We start from the raw sequence: 18,426 nt of genomic DNA, 5'->3' as shown, positions 1-18,426 counted from the left end.
CGGAGCAATCAAGCGAAGCAATCAGCGCGGGCGTCCACAAGACAAACGCCCACCAATGAACGAGAGAATTACCGAAGAAGAAGTACGTTTGATCGATGCTGAAGGTGAACAGTTGGGCGTTGTGCCCACCACCGAAGCGCTTGAGCGTGCAGAAGCTGCCGGTTTAGACCTCGTGCAAATTTCGAATGCCGATCCAATCGTTTGTAAGATTATGGATTATGGCAAATTTGTTTTTGAGACGAAGAAGCAGAAAGCGGCTCAAAAGAAAAAGCAGAAGCAAATTCAGGTCAAGGAAGTCAAATTCCGTCCTGGCACTGACGAAGGCGATTATCAGGTCAAGCTTAAAAACCTGACGCGCTTTCTAGAAGGTGGTGATAAGGGCAAAGTCACATTGCGCTTCCGTGGTCGTGAAATGGCGCACCAGGACATTGGTCGTAAGCTAATGGAACGGATCGCGGCAGACCTGGAAGAGATCGGAGCGGTAGAGTCTTTCCCGAAAATGGAAGGACGCCAGATGATCATGATTATTGCCCCGAAGAAGAAGTGATCCAACGGCGAAGCTAACGGGTCAGCGTGAAAGCGCTGATCGGCCCTGGGTTTTCTAAAAAATATCGAGCGGAGTTTTCTCATGCCGAAAATCAAAAGCAACAGCGGCGCTGCTAAGCGCTTTAAAAAGACCGCCAATGGCTTCAAGCACAAGCAGTCTTTCCGTAGCCACATCTTGACCAAGAAGTCGACCAAGCGTAAGCGTCAGCTACGTGGTATGAAGCAGATCCATGCTTCTGACAAAGCGCTGATTCAGCGCATGCTGCCGAATCTGTAAGGTCGAATTTTCTTATCTGAGTGCATTTAGCCTCAGTCATAAAGTCAGGAGTGTGTTATGACTCGTGTTAAGCGTGGCGTAGTTGCCCGTCGTCGCCATAAAAAAGTATTGAAGCAGGCTAAAGGTTACTACGGAGCCCGTTCGCGTGTTTTCCGCGTAGCCAAGCAGGCTGTTATCAAAGCCGGTCAGTATGCTTACCGTGACCGCCGCAACCGCAAGCGTCAATTCCGCGCTCTGTGGATTCAGCGTATTAACGCTGGTGCGCGCATCAATGGCATGTCTTACAGCCGCTTTGTTGGCGGTCTGAAGAAAGCCGGTATTGAAATTGATCGCAAAGTATTGGCCGACCTGGCAGTACACGAGAAAGCTGCATTTGCGGCTATCGTGGAAAAAGCCAAGGCTGCCCAATAAGGCACATTGCACTGAGTTAAATCAGTGTGACGTGTCAGAGGTCATTTCAGTGTGACCCATGCAGGGGAAGAGCAGCCGCTCTTCCCCTGTTTTTTTGTCACCTTCAACATGCCAGCCATCTTTCGAGATGGAAATCGCTTAATTCGGAGTGAATCGGATGGACCATCTTCCTACTCTGGTGTCAGAGGCTCGCGATGCTATTCATGCGGCGCAAAGTGTCCCTGCTCTAGATGAGTTGCGCGTACGTTACTTGGGTAAAAAGGGCGAAGTGACGGCCTTGTTGAAAGGCTTAGGAAAGCTATCAGCAGAAGAGCGTCCTGCCGCCGGTGAGCAAATTAATCAGGCGAAACAAACCCTGGCAGCTGAAATTGATACAAAGCGTCAGCAACTCGAAAGTGAAGCGCTTAACGCTCGCTTGGCAGCTGAAAAAATTGACGTGACACTGCCTGGCCGTGGTCAGGAGAATGGCGGCCTACATCCAGTCACCCGCACGCTTGAGCGTATTGAAGGCTTGTTTACCAGGATTGGTTACGATGTGGCTGTAGGGCCAGAAATTGAAGATGACTACCATAATTTCGAGGCGCTAAATATACCCGCTCATCACCCAGCGCGTGGTATGGCTGACACCTTCTATTTCGATGCTACACGCTTGTTACGTACTCACACATCGCCAGTTCAAGTGCGTACCATGAAAAGTAGTGAGCCGCCGATCCGTATTGTTTGCCCCGGTCGTGTCTACCGTAGTGATTCAGATCTCACCCACACCCCAATGTTCCACCAAGTGGAAGGCCTGTTGGTTGACGAAGGTGTGAGCTTTGCAGATCTTAAGGGGACTATTGAAGATTTCCTCCAGGCGTTTTTTGAACGCGATGATCTTTCAGTGCGCTTCCGTCCCTCTTACTTTCCATTCACTGAGCCCTCCGCAGAGGTCGATATTCAGTGTGTGATGTGTAGCGGTGATGGTTGTCGGGTCTGCTCGCATAGCGGCTGGTTGGAGGTTATGGGCTGTGGGATGGTGCATCCTGAGGTGTTCCGGCATTCGGGTATTGATGCTGAGCGTTACACAGGGTTTGCGTTTGGTATGGGCGCCGAGCGGCTTGCGATGCTGCGCTACGGTGTCAATGACCTGCGTTTGTTCTTTGAGAACGATCTGCGTTTTCTTCGCCAATTTACCTAAGACCGCTGCCAACGACGGGAATCAATATGAAATTTTCAGAACAGTGGCTGCGTGACTGGGTGGCTCCGCAGCTTGATACACAGGCAATTGCCGATCAAATTACCATGGCAGGTCTTGAGGTCGATGCTATTGAGGCTGTTGCGTCCGCGTTTAGTGGCGTAGTGGTTGCAGAGGTGCTGACTAAAGAGAAGCATCCAGATGCTGATAAGCTCAACGTATGTACTGTTAATGATGGTACCGGTGAGCCTGTGCAGGTTGTTTGTGGTGCTGCCAATGTCGATGTTGGTCAAAAAATTCCGTTTGCTCAGGTGGGTGGCATTCTACCGGGCGACTTTAAAATCAAAAAAGCCAAATTGCGTGGTGTTGAGTCACGCGGAATGATTTGCTCTGCCTCAGAGCTAGGCCTTGAGGAAGAGACGTCTCCTGGTATTTTTGTGCTGCCCGCCTCTGCGCCGGTAGGTCTAAGTTTTCGAGAGTATATGCAGCTCGATGACATGACCATTGAAGTTGATCTCACGCCGAATCGTGGTGATTGCCTAAGTATCAAGGGGCTGGCTCGAGAAGTGGGCGTGCTCAATCGTCTTCCGGTGAGTGGGCCTGAGATTGCGGTTATTGAAGCTAGCATTGACGATACTTTTTCAGTGCGTATTGAAGCGCCGGAGCAGTGCCCGCGCTACCTGGGGCGCATTATTAAGGGTGTCGATATTAGCGTCGAAACCCCGCTGTGGATGGTGGAGCGTCTCCGGCGTAGCGGTGTTCGTTCCATTGACCCTGCCGTTGATGTGACTAACTACGTGATGCTAGAGCTAGGCCAGCCGTTGCATGCGTTTGATCGCGACAATCTTCACGGCGGTATTACCGTTCGCTTAGCGCGTAAAGAAGAGCGTCTGACCTTGTTGGACGGTCAGGAAGTAGCGCTAAGACCTGAAACACTGGTTATTGCTGATGATGAAGGGCCTCTAGCAATGGCGGGTGTTATGGGGGGCGAGAACTCAGGGGTAAGTGAGAAAACCGATACGATTTTCTTGGAAGCTGCCTATTTTACGCCGTTGGCTATTGCAGGGCAGGCGCGTTCTTACGGTCTCCATACGGATGCATCACATCGATTTGAGCGTGGCGTTGATCCGGCGCTTGCCAGTGTGGCGATTGAGCGTGCCACTCAGCTTCTAATGGAGATATGTGGTGGTCAGGCTGGCCCTGTTACTGAGTCGTCCAGTGGCGAACACCTGCCAGCACCGCGTAACATTGTATTGCGCGAGGCGCGTTTAGAGAGCGCGCTTTCGAAGCGGCTGCCCGTTGAAGATGTAACTGACATTCTGCAACGTTTAGGGCTTGCGGTTGATAAGCAGGCAGATGGCTGGTTAGTCACAGCGCCAAGTTGGCGTTTCGACGTGGCGATCGAAGAAGATCTCATTGAAGAGATTGCTAGGGTTCATGGTTACAACAACCTACCTGTTCGGCGCCCTGCGGCGCGTTTGGCACTGCGTCCGGCTAACGAGGCGGTGCTAACCCAAGCCCAGCTGCGTAACCAAATGGTAGCTCGCGGTTTTCAGGAAGCGATAACTTACAGCTTTGTTGCGCCTGATCTCCAGGCGGTGATGTTGCCGGACGCTATTTCACCAGTGTTGGCGAATCCGATTTCGTCAGATCTGTCGGTGATGCGGGCTAGCCTGTTCCCCGGCTTAGTGCGTGCGCTTGAGCATAATCTGAATCGTCAGCAAACTCGTGTCAGACTGTTTGAAACCGGCTTGGTATTTAATGGCCATTTGGACAACCTCTCGCAAGTCCCGATGATGGGAGCGCTGGTATGCGGAGGTCGTGAAGCTGAAGGTTGGTGCGGGGCTAAAGCCCAAGTCGATTTTTACGATCTAAAAGGCGATTTAGAAAGCCTGTTGGCGCTTGGTGGCGCGCTGGATGCTTGGCGTTTTGAGCCGGGAGAGCATCCTTCGTTACACCCTGGGCAAACTGCAAGGCTGTTGCATAATGGTAAGCCAGCCGGTTGGATTGGCACCTTGCACCCTCAAGTGCGAGCCAAGCTAGGGCTGAAAGTAGATGCCGTCATGTTTGAGGTTCGCTTAGATGCGCTGAGCGAAGGTCTCATCCCGGCCTTTGAGCCGCTGTCACGTTATCCAGAAGTTCGCCGTGACTTGGCTTTCACTGTTAAGGCGGAGATACCGGTTCAGGCACTACTTGATTGTGCAAAAGCACAAGCTGGCGATTACTTAAAAGACATTAAGCTATTTGATGTCTATGCTGGTAAGGGCGTAGCTGATGGTTGTAAGAGTATTGCATTGGGCTTGACGTGGCAGCACGGATCACGCACGCTAAATGACGATGAAATCAACCTGTTGGTAGATTCTATCGTATCGCAAGTGCGAACAGAATTAGATGCTGAGCTACGTGGATAGGATTTGTGGACAGGATTTGCGACTAGGTTTGGTGGATAGTTACGTGAATAATTAAATAATGCCATGACACGACGCTTATCACGTTCTTGGCAATGCGTTTGCTACATGGAGGGGGCCTTATGGGTGCGTTGACCAAAGCAGAGCTAGCAGAACATTTACACACTGAGCTCGCGCTGTCGAAGCGAGAAGCAAAAGCCATGGTTGAGGCTTTTTTTGAAGAGATCCGTGCCTGCTTGCGCGAAAATGAGCAGGTTAAGCTATCGGGTTTCGGCAATTTCGATTTGCGTGATAAGCGCGAAAGACCGGGGCGTAACCCCAAGACGGGTGAAGAAATTCCCATTTCTGCACGGCGCGTTGTTACTTTTCGTCCCGGTCAAAAGCTAAAGCAGCAGGTAGAGCGCTACACAAGCAGCTAACTTACGTGTGGGGGAAGCTTCAATGCACTGGTTGGTGGGTGAGTGTGTCGAACAGTTGTGCTGAGCTGATGCGCAGAGTGGTAGCAAATGAAAAGGAGTACCTTCGGGTGCTCCTTTTTAAGTTTTGGACTAAAGTCCACGTCCTTCAATGAGCCAAGTGATCACTACCTTAATGACATAACCCAGCATGCCAGCACCCAGAACGACAAAAAGCATGATCGTGCCAAACTTGCCTGCGTTGGATTTCTTAGCTAAGTCCCAAATAATAAAGCACATAAACACGATTAAGCCACCGACCATGATCGGTGTTATCCATGCCTCAAAGAGCTGCTGCATAAGATTTCCTACTAAATGATTGATAGTGCCTCATGAGAAGGCGTGTGTCGTTTTTGCGAGTCGTGTTAATATTTGACCAAATTCATCGGGTATTTGTCGACTGAACAAAGCACAGTGCGACACTATTGCAGAGGAGTAGGCCATGCCAACGCTAACGATTCTAGTCGGTACAATGTACGGTGGCGCGTTAGATGTCGCAGAGCAAGTAAAGCCGTTATTTGAGCAGGCTGGCTACAAGGTTGATATTTCTGAGCAGCCGACGATTGACGATTTGACCAATAGCCAAGATCTTACGCTGTTTTGTGTATCAACTACGGGCAGTGGAGATTACCCAGGGAATTTTGTTTCTTTTGTGCGCGGGCTGCAGGAAAAAAGTCCCTCGCTTACATCGTTGCGCTATGGGTTGATAGCGTTGGGCGATAGCTCATACGGAGACACGTTCTGTGGAGCGGGAAGGGCGCTCGATGCGTTATTAGCGGATTATGGTGCAACGCGTTTAGGTGAGCGGCTGGAAGTGGATGCTATGGAAACTTTTATGGCAGATGACGCCGCTATTCCGTGGGTAGAAGAGTGGATTGAGTCTCAGCAACTGAAGGTTGCTTAACCATGCAGCGAGTCCCTTTTTCTCCGGAACGTATCAGCGTTGCTCTCGGACTTTGTATTGTGATGTTGGCTGCGATACCTCGTTACATGGTAGAAGGGCATGAAACACGCCAAACATTGTTACTTATTGCGCTAGCCATTGTGGTGGGTGCTGCCGCTGTTCAGTGGAAAATGCTGTCGGTTGACGCACGAAAAGCGCTGCCAAAATTATGTCAGCGCTTGCTATTGATGCTGCTAGTGGGTGCCTTGGTAATGGGCGCATGGCATGGTCTATTCACTGACTGGATTAGCTGGCAAGTGTTTATTTCCCACGCAGCAACCTGTGGTTTGCTATTTCATGCTGTTTCTTTGTGGTGGGCAAAACGCGATTAAAGACCACTATTTTAGCTGTGATAGTCAGGCTACAAGGCTTCGTCTAACGTTTAAAAATAATTTTGACTGCATTGTGGTCAAAAAACGACCTAAAATGGTCGTTTTGCTAGTGATTACCCTTGTATTTGCGGGTTATGCCCCCATCTTGCGAGCATGGCGCTTGCCACGATGCGCTAGGGTTCTTAAAATTGCCCCCTTGTACTTATTTTACGCAATCAACATAACGCCCAGCCGCTAGAGGACAATTCATGCAAGTTTCCGTCGAGACGACCTCCCAGATCGAACGCCGTATCACTATTCAGGTGCCGGCCGCCGAAATCGACGAGGCCGTCAGCGCTCGCTTAGTAGACACCGCGAAAAACGTTCGCCTGAATGGTTTTCGCCAAGGCCGAGTGCCGATGGCTGTAGTTCGTCAGCGCTATGGCGACAGCGTGCGCAATGAGGTGGTAGGTGAAGTGATGCGCGAGCGCTATGTGCGTGCCATCACGGAAGAAGGCCTTAATCCTGCCGGTTTTCCCCAGATTGAGCCAAAAGTAAACCAAGCTGGCAAAGACCTAGAGTTTGTGGCAGTTATGGAAATCTACCCGCAGGTTGAGCTTGCGTCTATCGAAGGCACTGAAGTTGAGCGTCCGGTAGTGACGGTTAGCGATGCTGATGTCGACGAAATGATCGATACGCTGCGTAAGCAAAATGCTGCATGGGAAGAAGTAGACGCCGCTGCTGCTGATGGCGATCAAGTTACTATCGACTTCCAGGGCTTCCTGGGTGATGAGCCGTTTGAAGGTGGAAGTGCCGAGGGCCATGCTTTAGTTATTGGCTCCAACAGCTTCATCCCAGGCTTTGAAGAGCAGTTGATCGGTGCGAAGGCGGGTGATGAGAAAACCATCACTGTTACCTTCCCTGAAGATTACCAAGCAGAGCATCTTGCAGGCCAGGAAGCCACCTTTAAAGTCACCGTTCATAAAGTCAGTAGCCAAACGCTGCCGGCCGTAGACGCTGAGTTTATTGCGCGCTTTGGTGTTGAAGATGGCGATGAAGAGAAATTCCGCGCTGAAATCAAAAAGAACATGACCCGCGAAGCGGCCCAAGCGGTGGATAACCGTGTTAAGCAGCAGGTGTTGGATGCGCTGAAAAAAGCGAACGATATTCCTGTGCCAAGTGCGCTTGTTCAGCAAGAAACTGATGGCATGAAGCGTCAGGCAGCACAGCAGTTCGGTCTGGGGGAGGACTTTGATGTCAGCCAACTGCCGAATGAACTCTTCGAAGCGCAAGCTAAAGGCCGCGTCCAGGTAGGGTTGCTGCTGGCCGAGGTTATCAAGGCGAATGAGTTAGACGCTGATGATGATGCAATTAAAGCTAAGGTTGAAGAGCTGGCAGAGCAGTATCAGGATCCTTCCGAAGTGGTTGAATACTACATGGGTAATGAGCAGCTCAAAACCCAAGTGAAGTCTGCCATCCTGGAAGAGAAGGCTGTTGATAAGCTGCTGGAGCAGACGAACGTTAAAGACGTTGAAATGTCATACCAGCAGGCATTGGCAGCGGCTCAGCAACAGGCCGAGCAAGATGAAGGTGTTGAAGAAAGCGAACAAGCTAGCGCTTAACTTCATCGCGTGGCGCACCCTATGTGGGTGCGCTTTCCCTTACCGGACGCAAGGAATCACGAATGAGTGAGTTTGATATTCAAAACGCCGGCGGTTTAGTGCCCATGGTGGTTGAGCAGAGCGCCAAAGGGGAAAGAGCCTATGACATCTACTCTCGCCTGCTAAAAGAGCGTGTTATTTTCCTAGTTGGACCAGTTGAAGATTACATGGCGAACTTAGTGGTGGCGCAGCTGCTGTTTCTTGAGTCAGAGAACCCTGATAAAGATATTCACCTTTACATTAATTCGCCTGGTGGGTCTGTTACGGCAGGTATGTCTATCTACGACACCATGCAGTTTATTAAGCCTGATGTGTCGACCGTATGTATTGGGCAAGCGGCTAGCATGGGTGCACTGTTGCTGACAGCAGGCGCAGCAGGTAAACGTTATTGTTTGCCTAATTCCCGTGTGATGATTCACCAGCCGCTGGGTGGCTATCAAGGCCAAGCGTCTGATATCGAGATCCACACCCGTGAGATTTTAGGTATTCGTGAAAAACTGAACCAGATTTTAGCCCATCATACTGGCCAAGATCTTGATACTGTTGCTCGGGATACTGACCGTGACAACTTTATGAGCGCCACTAAAGCCCAAGAATATGGCTTGATTGACGCAGTGCTGGATAAGCGGCCTACATCCTGATAGCGTGGTAGGATTCTGCTTTTCTAACGAGCTTTTCCGGCGGCGTAAGCCGCCGCAGTGATAGAGGTACGCGAATGGCCGACGGCAAAGGCAAGGACGAAGGTGGCAAGCTTTTATACTGCTCGTTTTGTGGTAAGAATCAAAACGAAGTACGTAAGCTAATTGCAGGCCCGTCCGTATATATCTGCGATGAGTGTGTCGACTTGTGTAATGACATCATTCGCGAAGAAGTTCTCGAAGCCGATGCCGAGAGCGATGAAGAGCGTTTACCTACGCCTCGCGAAATACGTCATACGTTAGACGACTATGTCATCGGACAAGATCGCGCCAAAATGGTGCTATCTGTAGCGGTTTATAACCACTACAAGCGTCTTAAGACGGAAGTGCGCGAAGGCGATGTAGAGCTAGGTAAATCAAATATTCTGCTTATTGGTCCTACCGGTAGTGGTAAAACACTGTTGGCGGAAACCATGGCGCGGTTATTGAATGTACCTTTTACCATTGCCGATGCCACTACACTGACAGAAGCGGGTTATGTGGGTGAAGATGTTGAAAACATCATCCAAAAGCTTCTGCAGAAGTGTGATTACGACGTCGAAAAGGCTGAGCGAGGCATTGTTTATATCGATGAAATCGATAAGATTTCGCGCAAGTCTGATAACCCTTCCATCACACGTGATGTGTCGGGCGAGGGTGTCCAGCAGGCACTACTCAAGTTGATTGAAGGCACAACAGCATCCGTGCCGCCGCAGGGTGGTCGTAAACATCCCCAGCAAGAGTTTGTTCAGGTCAATACGGCCAACATGCTGTTTATTGTGGGTGGCGCTTTTGCGGGTCTTGATAAAGTTATCCGTGACCGTGCTGAGAAAGGTGGCATTGGTTTCAATGCTAGCGTGAAGAGCAAAGAGTCTTCGCGTGGTGTGGGTGAGTTACTGGCCGACGTAGAACCAGATGATTTAGTGAAATTTGGTTTAATTCCTGAGTTTGTTGGACGTCTGCCCGTGATTGCGACGCTCACTGAGCTAAATGAAGATGCGTTGGTACAGATCTTAACTGAGCCGAAAAACTCGCTGGTTAAGCAGTATGCCAAGCTCTTTGAAATGGAAGATGTGACGCTCGAGTTTAGAGACGAAGCGCTGCGTGCTGTCGCAACCAAGGCAATGGAGCGTAAAACTGGCGCGCGGGGTTTGCGATCTATCCTTGAGTCTGTGCTGCTAGACACCATGTACGAGATTCCTTCGCTTGAAGGTGTTAGCAAAGTGGTGATTGATAGTTCAGTGATTGCAGGCGAAAGTGAGCCACTACTGATCTATTCGCAGCAGGAAGATGCTCGTGTTGATGGCACCGACGGTTAGTCCCGACGTGCATTCCACGGCCTAGCTTTTACCGCTTGCGCCAAACCAAGGGGTCGCCTAGGCGGCCCCTTGTTATTCATAAGTTATTCATGAAATGTTTGCCTAGCTGCTCAGCGCCCTAGCGCCATGCTTTTCATACTGTGAGGTACTTGGCTAAGTACCCTTTCAAGTACTCATCCGATTTTGAGGAACGTCTGCGATGCAGCAGAACGCCGATCAGACACAATGTTTACCCCTGTTGCCTTTGCGGGATGTGGTTGTGTACCCGCAAATGGTTATTCCACTTTTTGTTGGTCGTGAGAAGTCCATCCAAGCGTTGGAAGCGGCGATGGAGGCCGACAAGCGTGTGCTGCTGGTGGCTCAGCGTGAGGCCTCCCAGGATGAGCCCGATAACGCTGATCTTTATGCCATGGGCACCGTGGCCGATATCATGCAACTGCTAAAATTGCCTGATGGCACTGTAAAAGTGCTGATTGAAGGTAATTTTCGCGCTGATGTTATTGATATTGAAGAGCACGAAACGGGCTACACCCAAGCTTACTTGGTGCCTCGTGAGAGCGAGCCGCTAACCAGTCGTGAGCAAGAAGCACTGGTACGTGTGCTGCTCAACCAATTTGAGCAATACGTCAAGCTGTCCAAAAAAGTGCCTAACGAGGTGCTCAATTCGCTTTCTGGAATTGAGGATCCGAGCCGCTTGGTCGATACCATCTGTGCGCACTTGTCATTAAAAATAGGCGACAAGCAAGAGCTGCTCGAAATGGATCGCGTGCGTGATCGCATTGAGCACTTAATGGCGCTGATTGAGTCCGAAATTGATTTGCTGCAGGTTGAAAAGCGCATCCGCTCGCGTGTGAAAGAGCAGATGGAAAAGACCCAGCGCGAGTATTACCTCAATGAGCAGATGAAGGCCATCCAGAAAGAGATGGGTGAGCTGGATAATGTGCCAAATGAGGCCGAAAAATACGAGCAAGCCATCGCTTCATCTGGAATGCCCAAAGAAGCGGCAGAAAAGGCTACTCAAGAGCTTAGTAAGCTAAAAATGATGGCTGCTAACTCGGCCGAAGCTACGGTGGTTCGCTCTTACCTAGACTGGCTAATAGCTGTCCCCTGGAAGAAGCGTACCCGCGTCAAGCACGACTTAGTGAAAGCGCAGGAAGTGCTGGATCAGGACCATTACGGCTTAGAAGAAGTCAAGGCTCGTATCCTTGAATATCTTGCGGTACAAAAGCGCGTGCGCAAGATGAAAGGGCCTGTATTATGCTTGGTGGGTCCCCCTGGTGTGGGTAAAACCTCTCTTGGTCAATCTATCGCGCGGGCCACGAATCGTAAATATGTTCGTCTGGCGTTAGGCGGCGTACGTGATGAGTCTGAAATTCGCGGTCATCGCCGCACTTACATTGGTTCGTTGCCAGGTAAGTTAATGCAGCGGATGAGTCGTGCTGGCGTTAAGAACCCACTGTTTTTATTGGATGAAGTCGATAAACTCGGTATGGATCACCGCGGTGACCCTGCGTCGGCGCTGCTAGAGGTGCTTGATCCTGAGCAAAACAATAGTTTTAGTGATCACTACCTTGAGTTGGACTACGATCTATCAGAAACGCTATTTATCTGTACTGCTAACTCAATGAATATTCCTGGTCCGCTGTTGGATCGTATGGAAATCATTCGTTTGCCGGGTTACACCGAAGATGAAAAGTTAGCGATCGCTAGGCGTTATTTGTTGCCGAAGCAGCAAGAAGCGAATGGCCTCAAAACAGAAGAGCTGGCGCTCAATGATGATGCTCTGCTAGAACTAGTGCGTTATTACACCCGTGAAGCTGGGGTGCGAGAGCTGGAGCGTCAGATCGCCAAAGTCTGCCGTAAGGTGTTGCGCGAGCGTTTAGAAGCCGAGCAGGCAGCGAGTGGTAAGCAGGGTAGCCATCTGCAGGCTCAACAAGTACTGGCAGCTGAAGATATTGAAGCCTATGCCGGCGTGCGCCGTTATAGCTACGGGTTGGCTGAGCAGGAAGATCAAGTTGGTCGTGTGACAGGGCTAGCGTGGACATCGGTTGGCGGCGAATTGCTGAATATCGAATCTGTTGTTACGCCCGGCAAAGGACGTATCAACAAAACCGGCTCGCTGGGCGATGTTATGAAAGAGTCGGTGAGTGCGGCGCAAACGGTCGTTAAGGCGCGTGCAAAAGAGTATGGTATTGATCCGCAACGGTTTGAGAATGAAGACTTGCACATTCACGTTCCGGAAGGTGCTACGCCTAAAGATGGCCCAAGTGCAGGCATTGCCATGGTAACCGCGATTGTCTCTGCCTATACTCAACGCCCTGTGCGTTGTGATGTGGCCATGACAGGAGAAGTGAACCTACGTGGCGAAGTGATGCCCATTGGGGGGTTAAAGGAGAAATTGCTGGCAGCCCGTCGCGGTGGTATAAAGACGGTCTTAATTCCTGAGGAAAATCGTCGAGACCTCAAGGAAGTGCCAGAAAATATTAAAGGGGCACTTGATATCCGTCCCGTACAGTGGATAGATGAAGTACTGGCCGTAGCGCTACATAACGATCCAATTGACGAGAGCGTCTCGTTGAAAGGTTCTGATCCGGCTTTTAATTCAACCGTCGTAACGAGTACCCATTAAGCGTTAATACTCCATTGAGTTTTAACATTACTTAATAGTTTTGCCCAAGACCTTGAGTTGCGGGCATTTCTCGGCACTGTCGCTTGACAGGAGTTTCAAGGCATTGCTATAAAACACAGCTACGCTTTGAAGTTGTATCTAACGGTGGCAGTGCCGTTCAGAGCCATTTTTTTGAAACAGTTAAGGGGTGAAGTGTGAATAAGTCCGAGCTGATTGAAGCTATTGCCGCGTCTGCTGATATTCCTAAAGCAGCGGCAACCCGCGCATTGGATGCCATGGTGGAGTCTGTCACCGATAGCCTCAAAAAAGGCGAAAGTGTTTCACTGGTAGGTTTTGGTACTTTCGCAATTAAAGAGCGTGCTGCTCGTACTGGTCGTAACCCGCAGACCGGCCAGCCGATTGAAATTAGCGCTGCAAAAGTCCCCAGCTTCAAAGCCGGTAAAGCGCTGAAAGACGCCGTCAACTAATTGGCTCGCGTTTGCTGTAAGCTAATGGGCGCATCGCATTCGCGATGCGCCCATGTTTTTTTCTGGCCCGATAGTTAGGGCGATAGATAGCTGTGATGATCTGAGGCTAGCATGCTGCAAAGTATTCGAGATGGCTCCAGAAGCTGGGGTGCCAAAATAATTATCGGTGTCATGGTGGCTGCCATGGCGCTTTTTGGCGTGGAGTCGCTGTTTAGTGTCTTTGGCGATGACCCTAATGAAGTGGCGAGCGTTAACGGCGAACCAATCATGCGTCAGCAGGTTGAGCTTGAGGTACAACGTGCGCTTCGCTCTGGACAGGTGCCACCAGAGCAAGAGCGGGCGCTTCGTAATGATGTCCTTGACCAGTTGATAACTCAGCAACTGCTAACACAATATGCTGAAGACGGTGGTGTGTTCGTCTCCGATGCCCAACTAGACCAAATGATTGTTGGTCTGCCAGAGTTTCATGATCAAGATGGTCGGTTCTCGGCTGAAATATTCCGCAACCGTCTTGCTGGTGCAGGATATACCCCAGTGGCGTTTCGTGAAGAGCTGCGTGCCGATATCAAGCGCCAGCACTTGCAGCAAGGCCTTGCGTTTAGCGACTTTAGCTTGGAAAGCGAGCAGGAACGCTTAGCTGAATTGCAGCGCCAGCAGCGCAGTTTTCGCTATGTTTTATTAGATGCCGATGATGTAAGCGTAGAGGCGAATGTTACTGAAGCGCAAATGCAGGAATATTTCGATGCAAACCAGGCACGTTTCGAGCGTCCTGAGCAGGTGCGCGTTGAGTATGTGTTAGTTGACCGTCAAGCGATGGCGGAAAACGTTGAGGTTAACGAGCAGAGCTTGCGCGCTGCGTGGCGTGAGCAGAATCGCAATGCCGATCGACGTGTCTCTCATATTATGGTGACGTTTGGCGAAGAGCGCAGTCGCCAAGAAGCGCAAGCACACGCTAATGAGGCTTTAGAAGCCTTGAACAGCGGTGAAACTTTCACCGATACGGCACTGCGTTATTCAGATGATACGGCGAGTGCTGAGGAAGGCGGCGACTTAGGGGTTATTAGTCGTGGTTTCTTTGGTGATGCCTTTGATGAAGCTGCTTTTGCTCTCGATGAAGGTGAAACATCTCAACTGGTGGAAATGGATGGTGCATTTCATATCCTTCAGGTAACCGAGCTGGTAGCACCCGCCTTTGAAGAGCAGCGTGAGGCACTTCAGCAAGATGTTGCTCTGCGTGAAGTCAATGATGAGTTCAATCAGCAAGTTCAGCGCTTAATTGATGAGAGTTTTGCTGCCGATGATCTGCAAAGCGTAGCGGATGACCTCGGTCTAACGCTAAACCAGACTGACTGGTTAGCACGCGGTGAAGGTGAGGGCGTGCTTTCAGAGCCGGGGGTGCTAGATGAGGCCTTTAGTGCTGATGTGCTAGAAGAAGGCTATAACAGCGAAGTGATCGAGCTGGATGATGATCGTCGCCTTGTGCTGCGTGTTGCGGAGCATCGCGAAACGACTCAACTCACGCTAGACGATGTGCGTGACGAAGTCGCTAACGCTGTTGTTGCTCAACAACGCCAAGAAGCACTTGAGCAAGAAGCGGCTCGTATGATCGAGGCGGTGGAAGCGGGCGAGGCCAGCAACATTGATTGGCTTGAGGCTAGCAATATCTCGCGCCAGTCTGACACTGTGCTTCCCCAGGCGGTAGTGCAACAGGTGTTTCGTATGCCGCGTCCGCAGGAGGGTGATAGCGTTTACCGTTCTGTGTCACTTCCGGAAGGCGTTGCCATCATAGCGTTGGATAGCGTATCCGTAGGCGAAGTTGACGAGCAGCTTACTTCTTTTGTAGCTCAAATGGCTGAACAACTCCGCGCCCAGTCTATCATTCAGGGCTTGGTAGACGATCTGCGTAGTGACGCGAAGATTGAGCGTTAATTAACGCGTTTTTATTAACCCAAAAAGCCGGCCAAAAATTGATTTGGCCGGCTTTTTTGATGGTTTTTTGCTGATGTGCAACGTTAAGTATTAGGGTGGGTTGGCTAAGGTGAATTGACGCAGAATAGGCATGGCGTCATGCTCTGCCGTGCGTTCAACGACAATGTCCCAGCCATGGTGAACATCCCAGTCACCAAGAACAAAACGTTTTGCAGGTACGTCCTCAACTGTCAGGTCATGTACCTTTGGCCGGTGGGTGTGACCATGAATCATGGTGGTGACACCAGAGTGCGCCATCAGCGCCACCACTTCTTCGTGTGTCACGTCCATGATCGCTTCCGCTTTACTCGCGTTGGCATCGCCCGACTGCATACGCAGACTCTTGGCAAGCTCCAGTCGCTGATCAAGGGGTAAGGATAGGATTTGCGTTTGCCACTGAGGATCTCTGGACTGTTGGCGGAACGCCATGTAAGCATCATCTTTAGTGCAAAGACTGTCGCCATGTAGAATAACGACAGGCACTCCTTGGAGTTCCACCGTTTGGCTTTCGGGTAGCAGAGAGGCTTGGCACTCACTGATAAAGCGCTCGCCAATCAGAAAGTCGCGATTGCCGTGCAGGAAATAAATCGCAGTTCCGTTGCTGCTTAATTTGCGTAACCGTCTGATCACTTCCCAGGCAATGTCGCTAAGAGGATGTGGTGTGTCAAGGAGATCATCTCCGATCCAGGCGTCAAACAGGTCGCCTAGAATATACAGGGCGTCAGCCCCAGTAGCGGTGTGCTCTAAGTAATGATAAAACCCCTGATTAATCTCAGGGGTATCACTGCTTAGATGCATATCAGCTATCAGCAGAGTGCGCATAGAACTCCCGTAATTAGTCGGCTTCTTTTACATAGGCGCGCTCAATGATGACATCGTCTGCGGGCACGTCAGCATGCATACCACGACGTGTGGTGCTTACACCGCGGATGGCGTCTACCACGTCCATGCCGTCGACAACCTCGCCAAACACTGCGTAGCCCCAGCCTTGAAGACTTTTACCACTATGATTCAAGAAACTATTGTTACCAACGTTGATAAAGAACTGCGCTGTGGCAGAGTGAGGGTCTTGAGTGCGTGCCATTGCCAGTGTGCCAACCGTGTTTTGTAAACCATTGTCGGCTTCGTTCTCGATCGGATCACGCGTTGGCTTTTGGTTAAAATCTTGATCGAAGCCACCGCCCTGAACCATAAAGCCATCGATAACACGGTGAAACAAAGTGCCATCATAAAAACCATCGCGGACATATTGCTCAAAATTAGCGGCAGTTTTTGGCGCTTTTTCATGATTAAGCGCAATAGTGATGTCACCGTGGTTGGTCTGTAATACGATCATAGATAAATTCCTGTTCAATAAAGGCGTTCGCCTTGGCGCTGTGCATCGGCGTCACGTTATAATAGCGGTTTTGCTTGGCACCGCGAAGCGCAAACCCTAATAGCTTAGGCATTGGTTGCCTAGCCCGCCATCCACCATGAGGTTATCAACACCACCATGACCAACGAGACCACCCCAGCGCCGAACTTCATTCGCAACCAAGTACGCGACGAAATAGAGGGCGGCCAGGTCACCAAAATCGTGACGCGCTTTCCTCCCGAACCTAATGGCTTTTTACATATCGGTCATGCAAAGTCGATCTGTTTAAACTTCGGGTTGGCAGAGCAGCTAGGTGGTGAGTGTCATCTGCGCTTTGACGACACCAACCCCGCGAAGGAAGAACAGGCGTATATCGACGCTATCAAAGAGGACGTCAGCTGGTTAGGCTTTAACTGGGCAGGCCCAGTTCGCTTTGCTTCTGATTATTTCGACCAGCTTTATGCGTGGGCGCAACATCTTATTCGCGAGGGCAAAGCTTACGTTGATGATCTTTCGCCAGATGAAATTCGCGAATACCGTGGCACACTCACGGCACCGGGTAAGCCAAGTCCTTACCGCGAGCGCAGCGTTGACGAAAGCCTAGATTTGCTGGAACGCATGCGTAACGGCGAGTTTGGCGAAGGCGAAAAAGTACTGCGTGCAAAAATTGATATGGCGTCGCCCAATATCAATCTTCGCGACCCGATCCTTTACCGTATTCGCCATGCCAGCCACCATCAAACAGGTGACAAGTGGAAAATCTACCCGTCGTACGATTTTACCCATGGTCAGTCTGACGCCATCGAAGGCATTACCCATTCAATCTGTACGCTAGAGTTTGAAGACCATCGCCCGCTTTACGAGTGGTTTTTGAATAACTTGCCGGTTCCCGCCAAGCCGCGCCAAATCGAGTTTGCTCGACTTAATTTGGATTACACCCTCACTTCGAAGCGCAAGCTGAAACTGCTGGTTGACGAGCAGATTGTTGATGGCTGGGACGACCCGCGTATGCCAACTATTTCAGGTATGCGTCGTCGCGGTTATACGCCGGCATCCATTCGCAAGTTCTGTGAGATGATTGGTGTTACGCGCGCCGATGGCGGTTTGGTGGATATTGCCATGCTAACGCATGCGATTCGCTCTGATCTTGAGGACAATGCGCCGCGGGCAATGTGCGTATTGAAACCCCTTAAGGTGGTACTGACCAACGTTCCTGAAGACCATGAAGAAGTGTATGACGTGCCTGGGCACCCCGCGCGAGAAGATATGGCGGTGCGTAAGGTGCCGTTTAGTCGCGAGCTGTATATTGACCAAGACGACTTCATGGAAGACGCGCCCAAAAAGTTTTTCCGTTTAGCGCCTGGCAAAGAAGTCCGCCTGCGTAACAGCTACGTGATTCGTTGTGATGACGTTGTTAAGAACGAAGCCGGTGACGTGACGGAACTGCACTGTTCGGTGGATTTCGATACGCTAGGAAAAAATCCTGAAGGCCGCAAGGTGAAAGGCGTGATTCACTGGGTGAGTGCCGCTCATGGTGTACCGATGGAAGTGCGCTTGTATGACAATTTGTTCACGGTTGAACAGCCGGATCGTGACAAAGATGTCGACTTCCTCGAACACCTGAACCCCGACTCCTTGGCGGTGTGCCACGCCATTGGCGAGCCCAGTTTGGCGGATGCTGTTCCAGAAGATCGTTTCCAGTTTGAGCGGGTGGGCTATTTCTGCGCTGACCGTCATGCTTCCAAGCCAGGGCAGTTGGTGTTTAATCGTACCGTTGGGTTGAAAGATAGCTGGGCGAAAATCAAACAGAAGGGCTAAGGAATCGT

The 18,426-nt window shown here is 50.7% G+C and carries 18 protein-coding genes; 15 read left to right on the top strand and 3 right to left on the bottom strand.

Annotation, left to right across the window (positions count from 1 at the left end):
* Positions 1-7 precede the first annotated feature (7 nt).
* From infC to JFC11_RS13635, 6 genes are all read left to right on the top strand, one after another.
* Positions 8-547: a translation initiation factor IF-3 gene (gene infC / locus JFC11_RS13660; RefSeq protein WP_083003855.1), complete on the top strand. Its 540-nt coding sequence runs from the start codon at positions 8-10 to the stop codon at positions 545-547.
* Between the two features lie 81 nt (positions 548-628).
* The gene (gene rpmI, locus JFC11_RS13655) at positions 629-823 is read left to right on the top strand and encodes a 50S ribosomal protein L35 (RefSeq protein WP_009724291.1); all 195 of its coding nucleotides are present in this window, start codon (positions 629-631) and stop codon (positions 821-823) included.
* Positions 824-880: 57 nt separating this feature from the next.
* Positions 881-1,234 carry a 50S ribosomal protein L20 gene (gene rplT / locus JFC11_RS13650; protein ID WP_009097607.1) on the top strand — a complete coding sequence of 118 codons (354 nt, stop codon included), beginning with the start codon at positions 881-883 and terminating at the stop codon, positions 1,232-1,234.
* A 157-nt stretch (positions 1,235-1,391) separates the two neighbouring features.
* On the top strand, positions 1,392-2,411 hold the full coding sequence (pheS, locus tag JFC11_RS13645) for a phenylalanine--tRNA ligase subunit alpha (protein ID WP_038483919.1): 1,020 nt from the start codon (positions 1,392-1,394) through the stop codon (positions 2,409-2,411).
* Between the two features lie 26 nt (positions 2,412-2,437).
* A complete protein-coding gene (gene pheT, locus JFC11_RS13640; protein WP_120386999.1) occupies positions 2,438-4,819 on the top strand; it encodes a phenylalanine--tRNA ligase subunit beta in 2,382 nt (793 codons plus the stop codon).
* 119 nt (positions 4,820-4,938) lie between these two features.
* Entirely contained in the window at positions 4,939-5,235 is a 297-nt protein-coding gene (locus JFC11_RS13635) for an integration host factor subunit alpha (protein ID WP_009724294.1), read from the top strand.
* 129 nt (positions 5,236-5,364) lie between these two features.
* Here JFC11_RS13635 and JFC11_RS13630 read toward each other — a convergent pair whose 3' ends face one another.
* Positions 5,365-5,571, bottom strand: coding sequence for a DUF2788 domain-containing protein (locus JFC11_RS13630; protein ID WP_038483925.1), 207 nt, complete (start codon positions 5,569-5,571; stop codon positions 5,365-5,367).
* 142 nt (positions 5,572-5,713) lie between these two features.
* On the opposite strand from JFC11_RS13630, the gene JFC11_RS13625 reads away from it, so the two are divergent.
* The 8 genes from JFC11_RS13625 to JFC11_RS13590 all read left to right on the top strand — a co-directional run bounded on the left by JFC11_RS13625 (position 5,714) and on the right by JFC11_RS13590 (position 15,207).
* Positions 5,714-6,175, top strand: coding sequence for a flavodoxin domain-containing protein (locus JFC11_RS13625; RefSeq protein WP_038483928.1), 462 nt, complete (start codon positions 5,714-5,716; stop codon positions 6,173-6,175).
* Positions 6,176-6,177: 2 nt separating this feature from the next.
* Positions 6,178-6,546, top strand: a complete 369-nt coding sequence (locus tag JFC11_RS13620; RefSeq protein ID WP_198349768.1) for a hypothetical protein — start codon at positions 6,178-6,180, stop codon at positions 6,544-6,546.
* Positions 6,547-6,794: 248 nt separating this feature from the next.
* Positions 6,795-8,147 carry a trigger factor gene (tig, locus tag JFC11_RS13615; RefSeq protein ID WP_198349767.1) on the top strand — a complete coding sequence of 451 codons (1,353 nt, stop codon included), beginning with the start codon at positions 6,795-6,797 and terminating at the stop codon, positions 8,145-8,147.
* Positions 8,148-8,209: 62 nt separating this feature from the next.
* Positions 8,210-8,827 carry an ATP-dependent Clp endopeptidase proteolytic subunit ClpP gene (clpP, locus tag JFC11_RS13610; protein WP_030073154.1) on the top strand — a complete coding sequence of 206 codons (618 nt, stop codon included), beginning with the start codon at positions 8,210-8,212 and terminating at the stop codon, positions 8,825-8,827.
* 74 nt (positions 8,828-8,901) lie between these two features.
* A complete protein-coding gene (clpX, locus tag JFC11_RS13605; RefSeq protein ID WP_038483940.1) occupies positions 8,902-10,182 on the top strand; it encodes an ATP-dependent Clp protease ATP-binding subunit ClpX in 1,281 nt (426 codons plus the stop codon).
* Between the two features lie 199 nt (positions 10,183-10,381).
* On the top strand, positions 10,382-12,811 hold the full coding sequence (gene lon / locus JFC11_RS13600) for an endopeptidase La (protein WP_038483943.1): 2,430 nt from the start codon (positions 10,382-10,384) through the stop codon (positions 12,809-12,811).
* Between the two features lie 194 nt (positions 12,812-13,005).
* A complete protein-coding gene (locus JFC11_RS13595) occupies positions 13,006-13,278 on the top strand; it encodes an HU family DNA-binding protein (protein ID WP_009724302.1) in 273 nt (90 codons plus the stop codon).
* A gap of 111 nt (positions 13,279-13,389) precedes the next feature.
* Positions 13,390-15,207 (top strand): SurA N-terminal domain-containing protein, encoded by a 1,818-nt coding sequence (locus JFC11_RS13590; RefSeq protein WP_038483946.1) that lies wholly within the window; start codon positions 13,390-13,392, stop codon positions 15,205-15,207.
* A 90-nt stretch (positions 15,208-15,297) separates the two neighbouring features.
* On the opposite strand, the gene JFC11_RS13585 is transcribed toward JFC11_RS13590, so the two are convergent.
* Both JFC11_RS13585 and JFC11_RS13580 read right to left on the bottom strand, forming a co-directional pair.
* Positions 15,298-16,068 (bottom strand): UDP-2,3-diacylglucosamine diphosphatase, encoded by a 771-nt coding sequence (locus tag JFC11_RS13585; protein ID WP_038483949.1) that lies wholly within the window; start codon positions 16,066-16,068, stop codon positions 15,298-15,300.
* 13 nt (positions 16,069-16,081) lie between these two features.
* Entirely contained in the window at positions 16,082-16,582 is a 501-nt protein-coding gene (locus JFC11_RS13580; protein WP_038483952.1) for a peptidylprolyl isomerase, read from the bottom strand.
* 156 nt (positions 16,583-16,738) lie between these two features.
* On the opposite strand from JFC11_RS13580, the gene JFC11_RS13575 reads away from it, so the two are divergent.
* Positions 16,739-18,418 carry a glutamine--tRNA ligase/YqeY domain fusion protein gene (locus tag JFC11_RS13575; RefSeq protein ID WP_038483956.1) on the top strand — a complete coding sequence of 560 codons (1,680 nt, stop codon included), beginning with the start codon at positions 16,739-16,741 and terminating at the stop codon, positions 18,416-18,418.
* The last annotated feature ends 8 nt before the right edge of the window (positions 18,419-18,426 follow it).

It is taken from the genome of Vreelandella alkaliphila (assembly GCF_016107625.1).
GTDB classification, from domain to species: domain Bacteria; phylum Pseudomonadota; class Gammaproteobacteria; order Pseudomonadales; family Halomonadaceae; genus Vreelandella; species Vreelandella alkaliphila.
Note: the sequence above shows the minus strand (reverse complement) of the source record. Positions and strands in the feature narration are given on the sequence as shown.

Coding starts and splice junctions, on each gene's coding strand:
- rpmI (WP_009724291.1), top strand. CDS start 629: ATGCCGAAAATCAAAAGCAACAGCGGCGCTGCTAAGCGCTTTAAAAAG.
- rplT (WP_009097607.1), top strand. CDS start 881: ATGACTCGTGTTAAGCGTGGCGTAGTTGCCCGTCGTCGCCATAAAAAA.
- pheS (WP_038483919.1), top strand. CDS start 1,392: ATGGACCATCTTCCTACTCTGGTGTCAGAGGCTCGCGATGCTATTCAT.
- pheT (WP_120386999.1), top strand. CDS start 2,438: ATGAAATTTTCAGAACAGTGGCTGCGTGACTGGGTGGCTCCGCAGCTT.
- JFC11_RS13635 (WP_009724294.1), top strand. CDS start 4,939: ATGGGTGCGTTGACCAAAGCAGAGCTAGCAGAACATTTACACACTGAG.
- JFC11_RS13630 (WP_038483925.1), bottom strand. CDS start 5,571: ATGCAGCAGCTCTTTGAGGCATGGATAACACCGATCATGGTCGGTGGC.
- JFC11_RS13625 (WP_038483928.1), top strand. CDS start 5,714: ATGCCAACGCTAACGATTCTAGTCGGTACAATGTACGGTGGCGCGTTA.
- JFC11_RS13620 (WP_198349768.1), top strand. CDS start 6,178: ATGCAGCGAGTCCCTTTTTCTCCGGAACGTATCAGCGTTGCTCTCGGA.
- tig (WP_198349767.1), top strand. CDS start 6,795: ATGCAAGTTTCCGTCGAGACGACCTCCCAGATCGAACGCCGTATCACT.
- clpP (WP_030073154.1), top strand. CDS start 8,210: ATGAGTGAGTTTGATATTCAAAACGCCGGCGGTTTAGTGCCCATGGTG.
- clpX (WP_038483940.1), top strand. CDS start 8,902: ATGGCCGACGGCAAAGGCAAGGACGAAGGTGGCAAGCTTTTATACTGC.
- lon (WP_038483943.1), top strand. CDS start 10,382: ATGCAGCAGAACGCCGATCAGACACAATGTTTACCCCTGTTGCCTTTG.
- JFC11_RS13590 (WP_038483946.1), top strand. CDS start 13,390: ATGCTGCAAAGTATTCGAGATGGCTCCAGAAGCTGGGGTGCCAAAATA.
- JFC11_RS13585 (WP_038483949.1), bottom strand. CDS start 16,068: ATGCGCACTCTGCTGATAGCTGATATGCATCTAAGCAGTGATACCCCT.
- JFC11_RS13580 (WP_038483952.1), bottom strand. CDS start 16,582: ATGATCGTATTACAGACCAACCACGGTGACATCACTATTGCGCTTAAT.
- JFC11_RS13575 (WP_038483956.1), top strand. CDS start 16,739: ATGACCAACGAGACCACCCCAGCGCCGAACTTCATTCGCAACCAAGTA.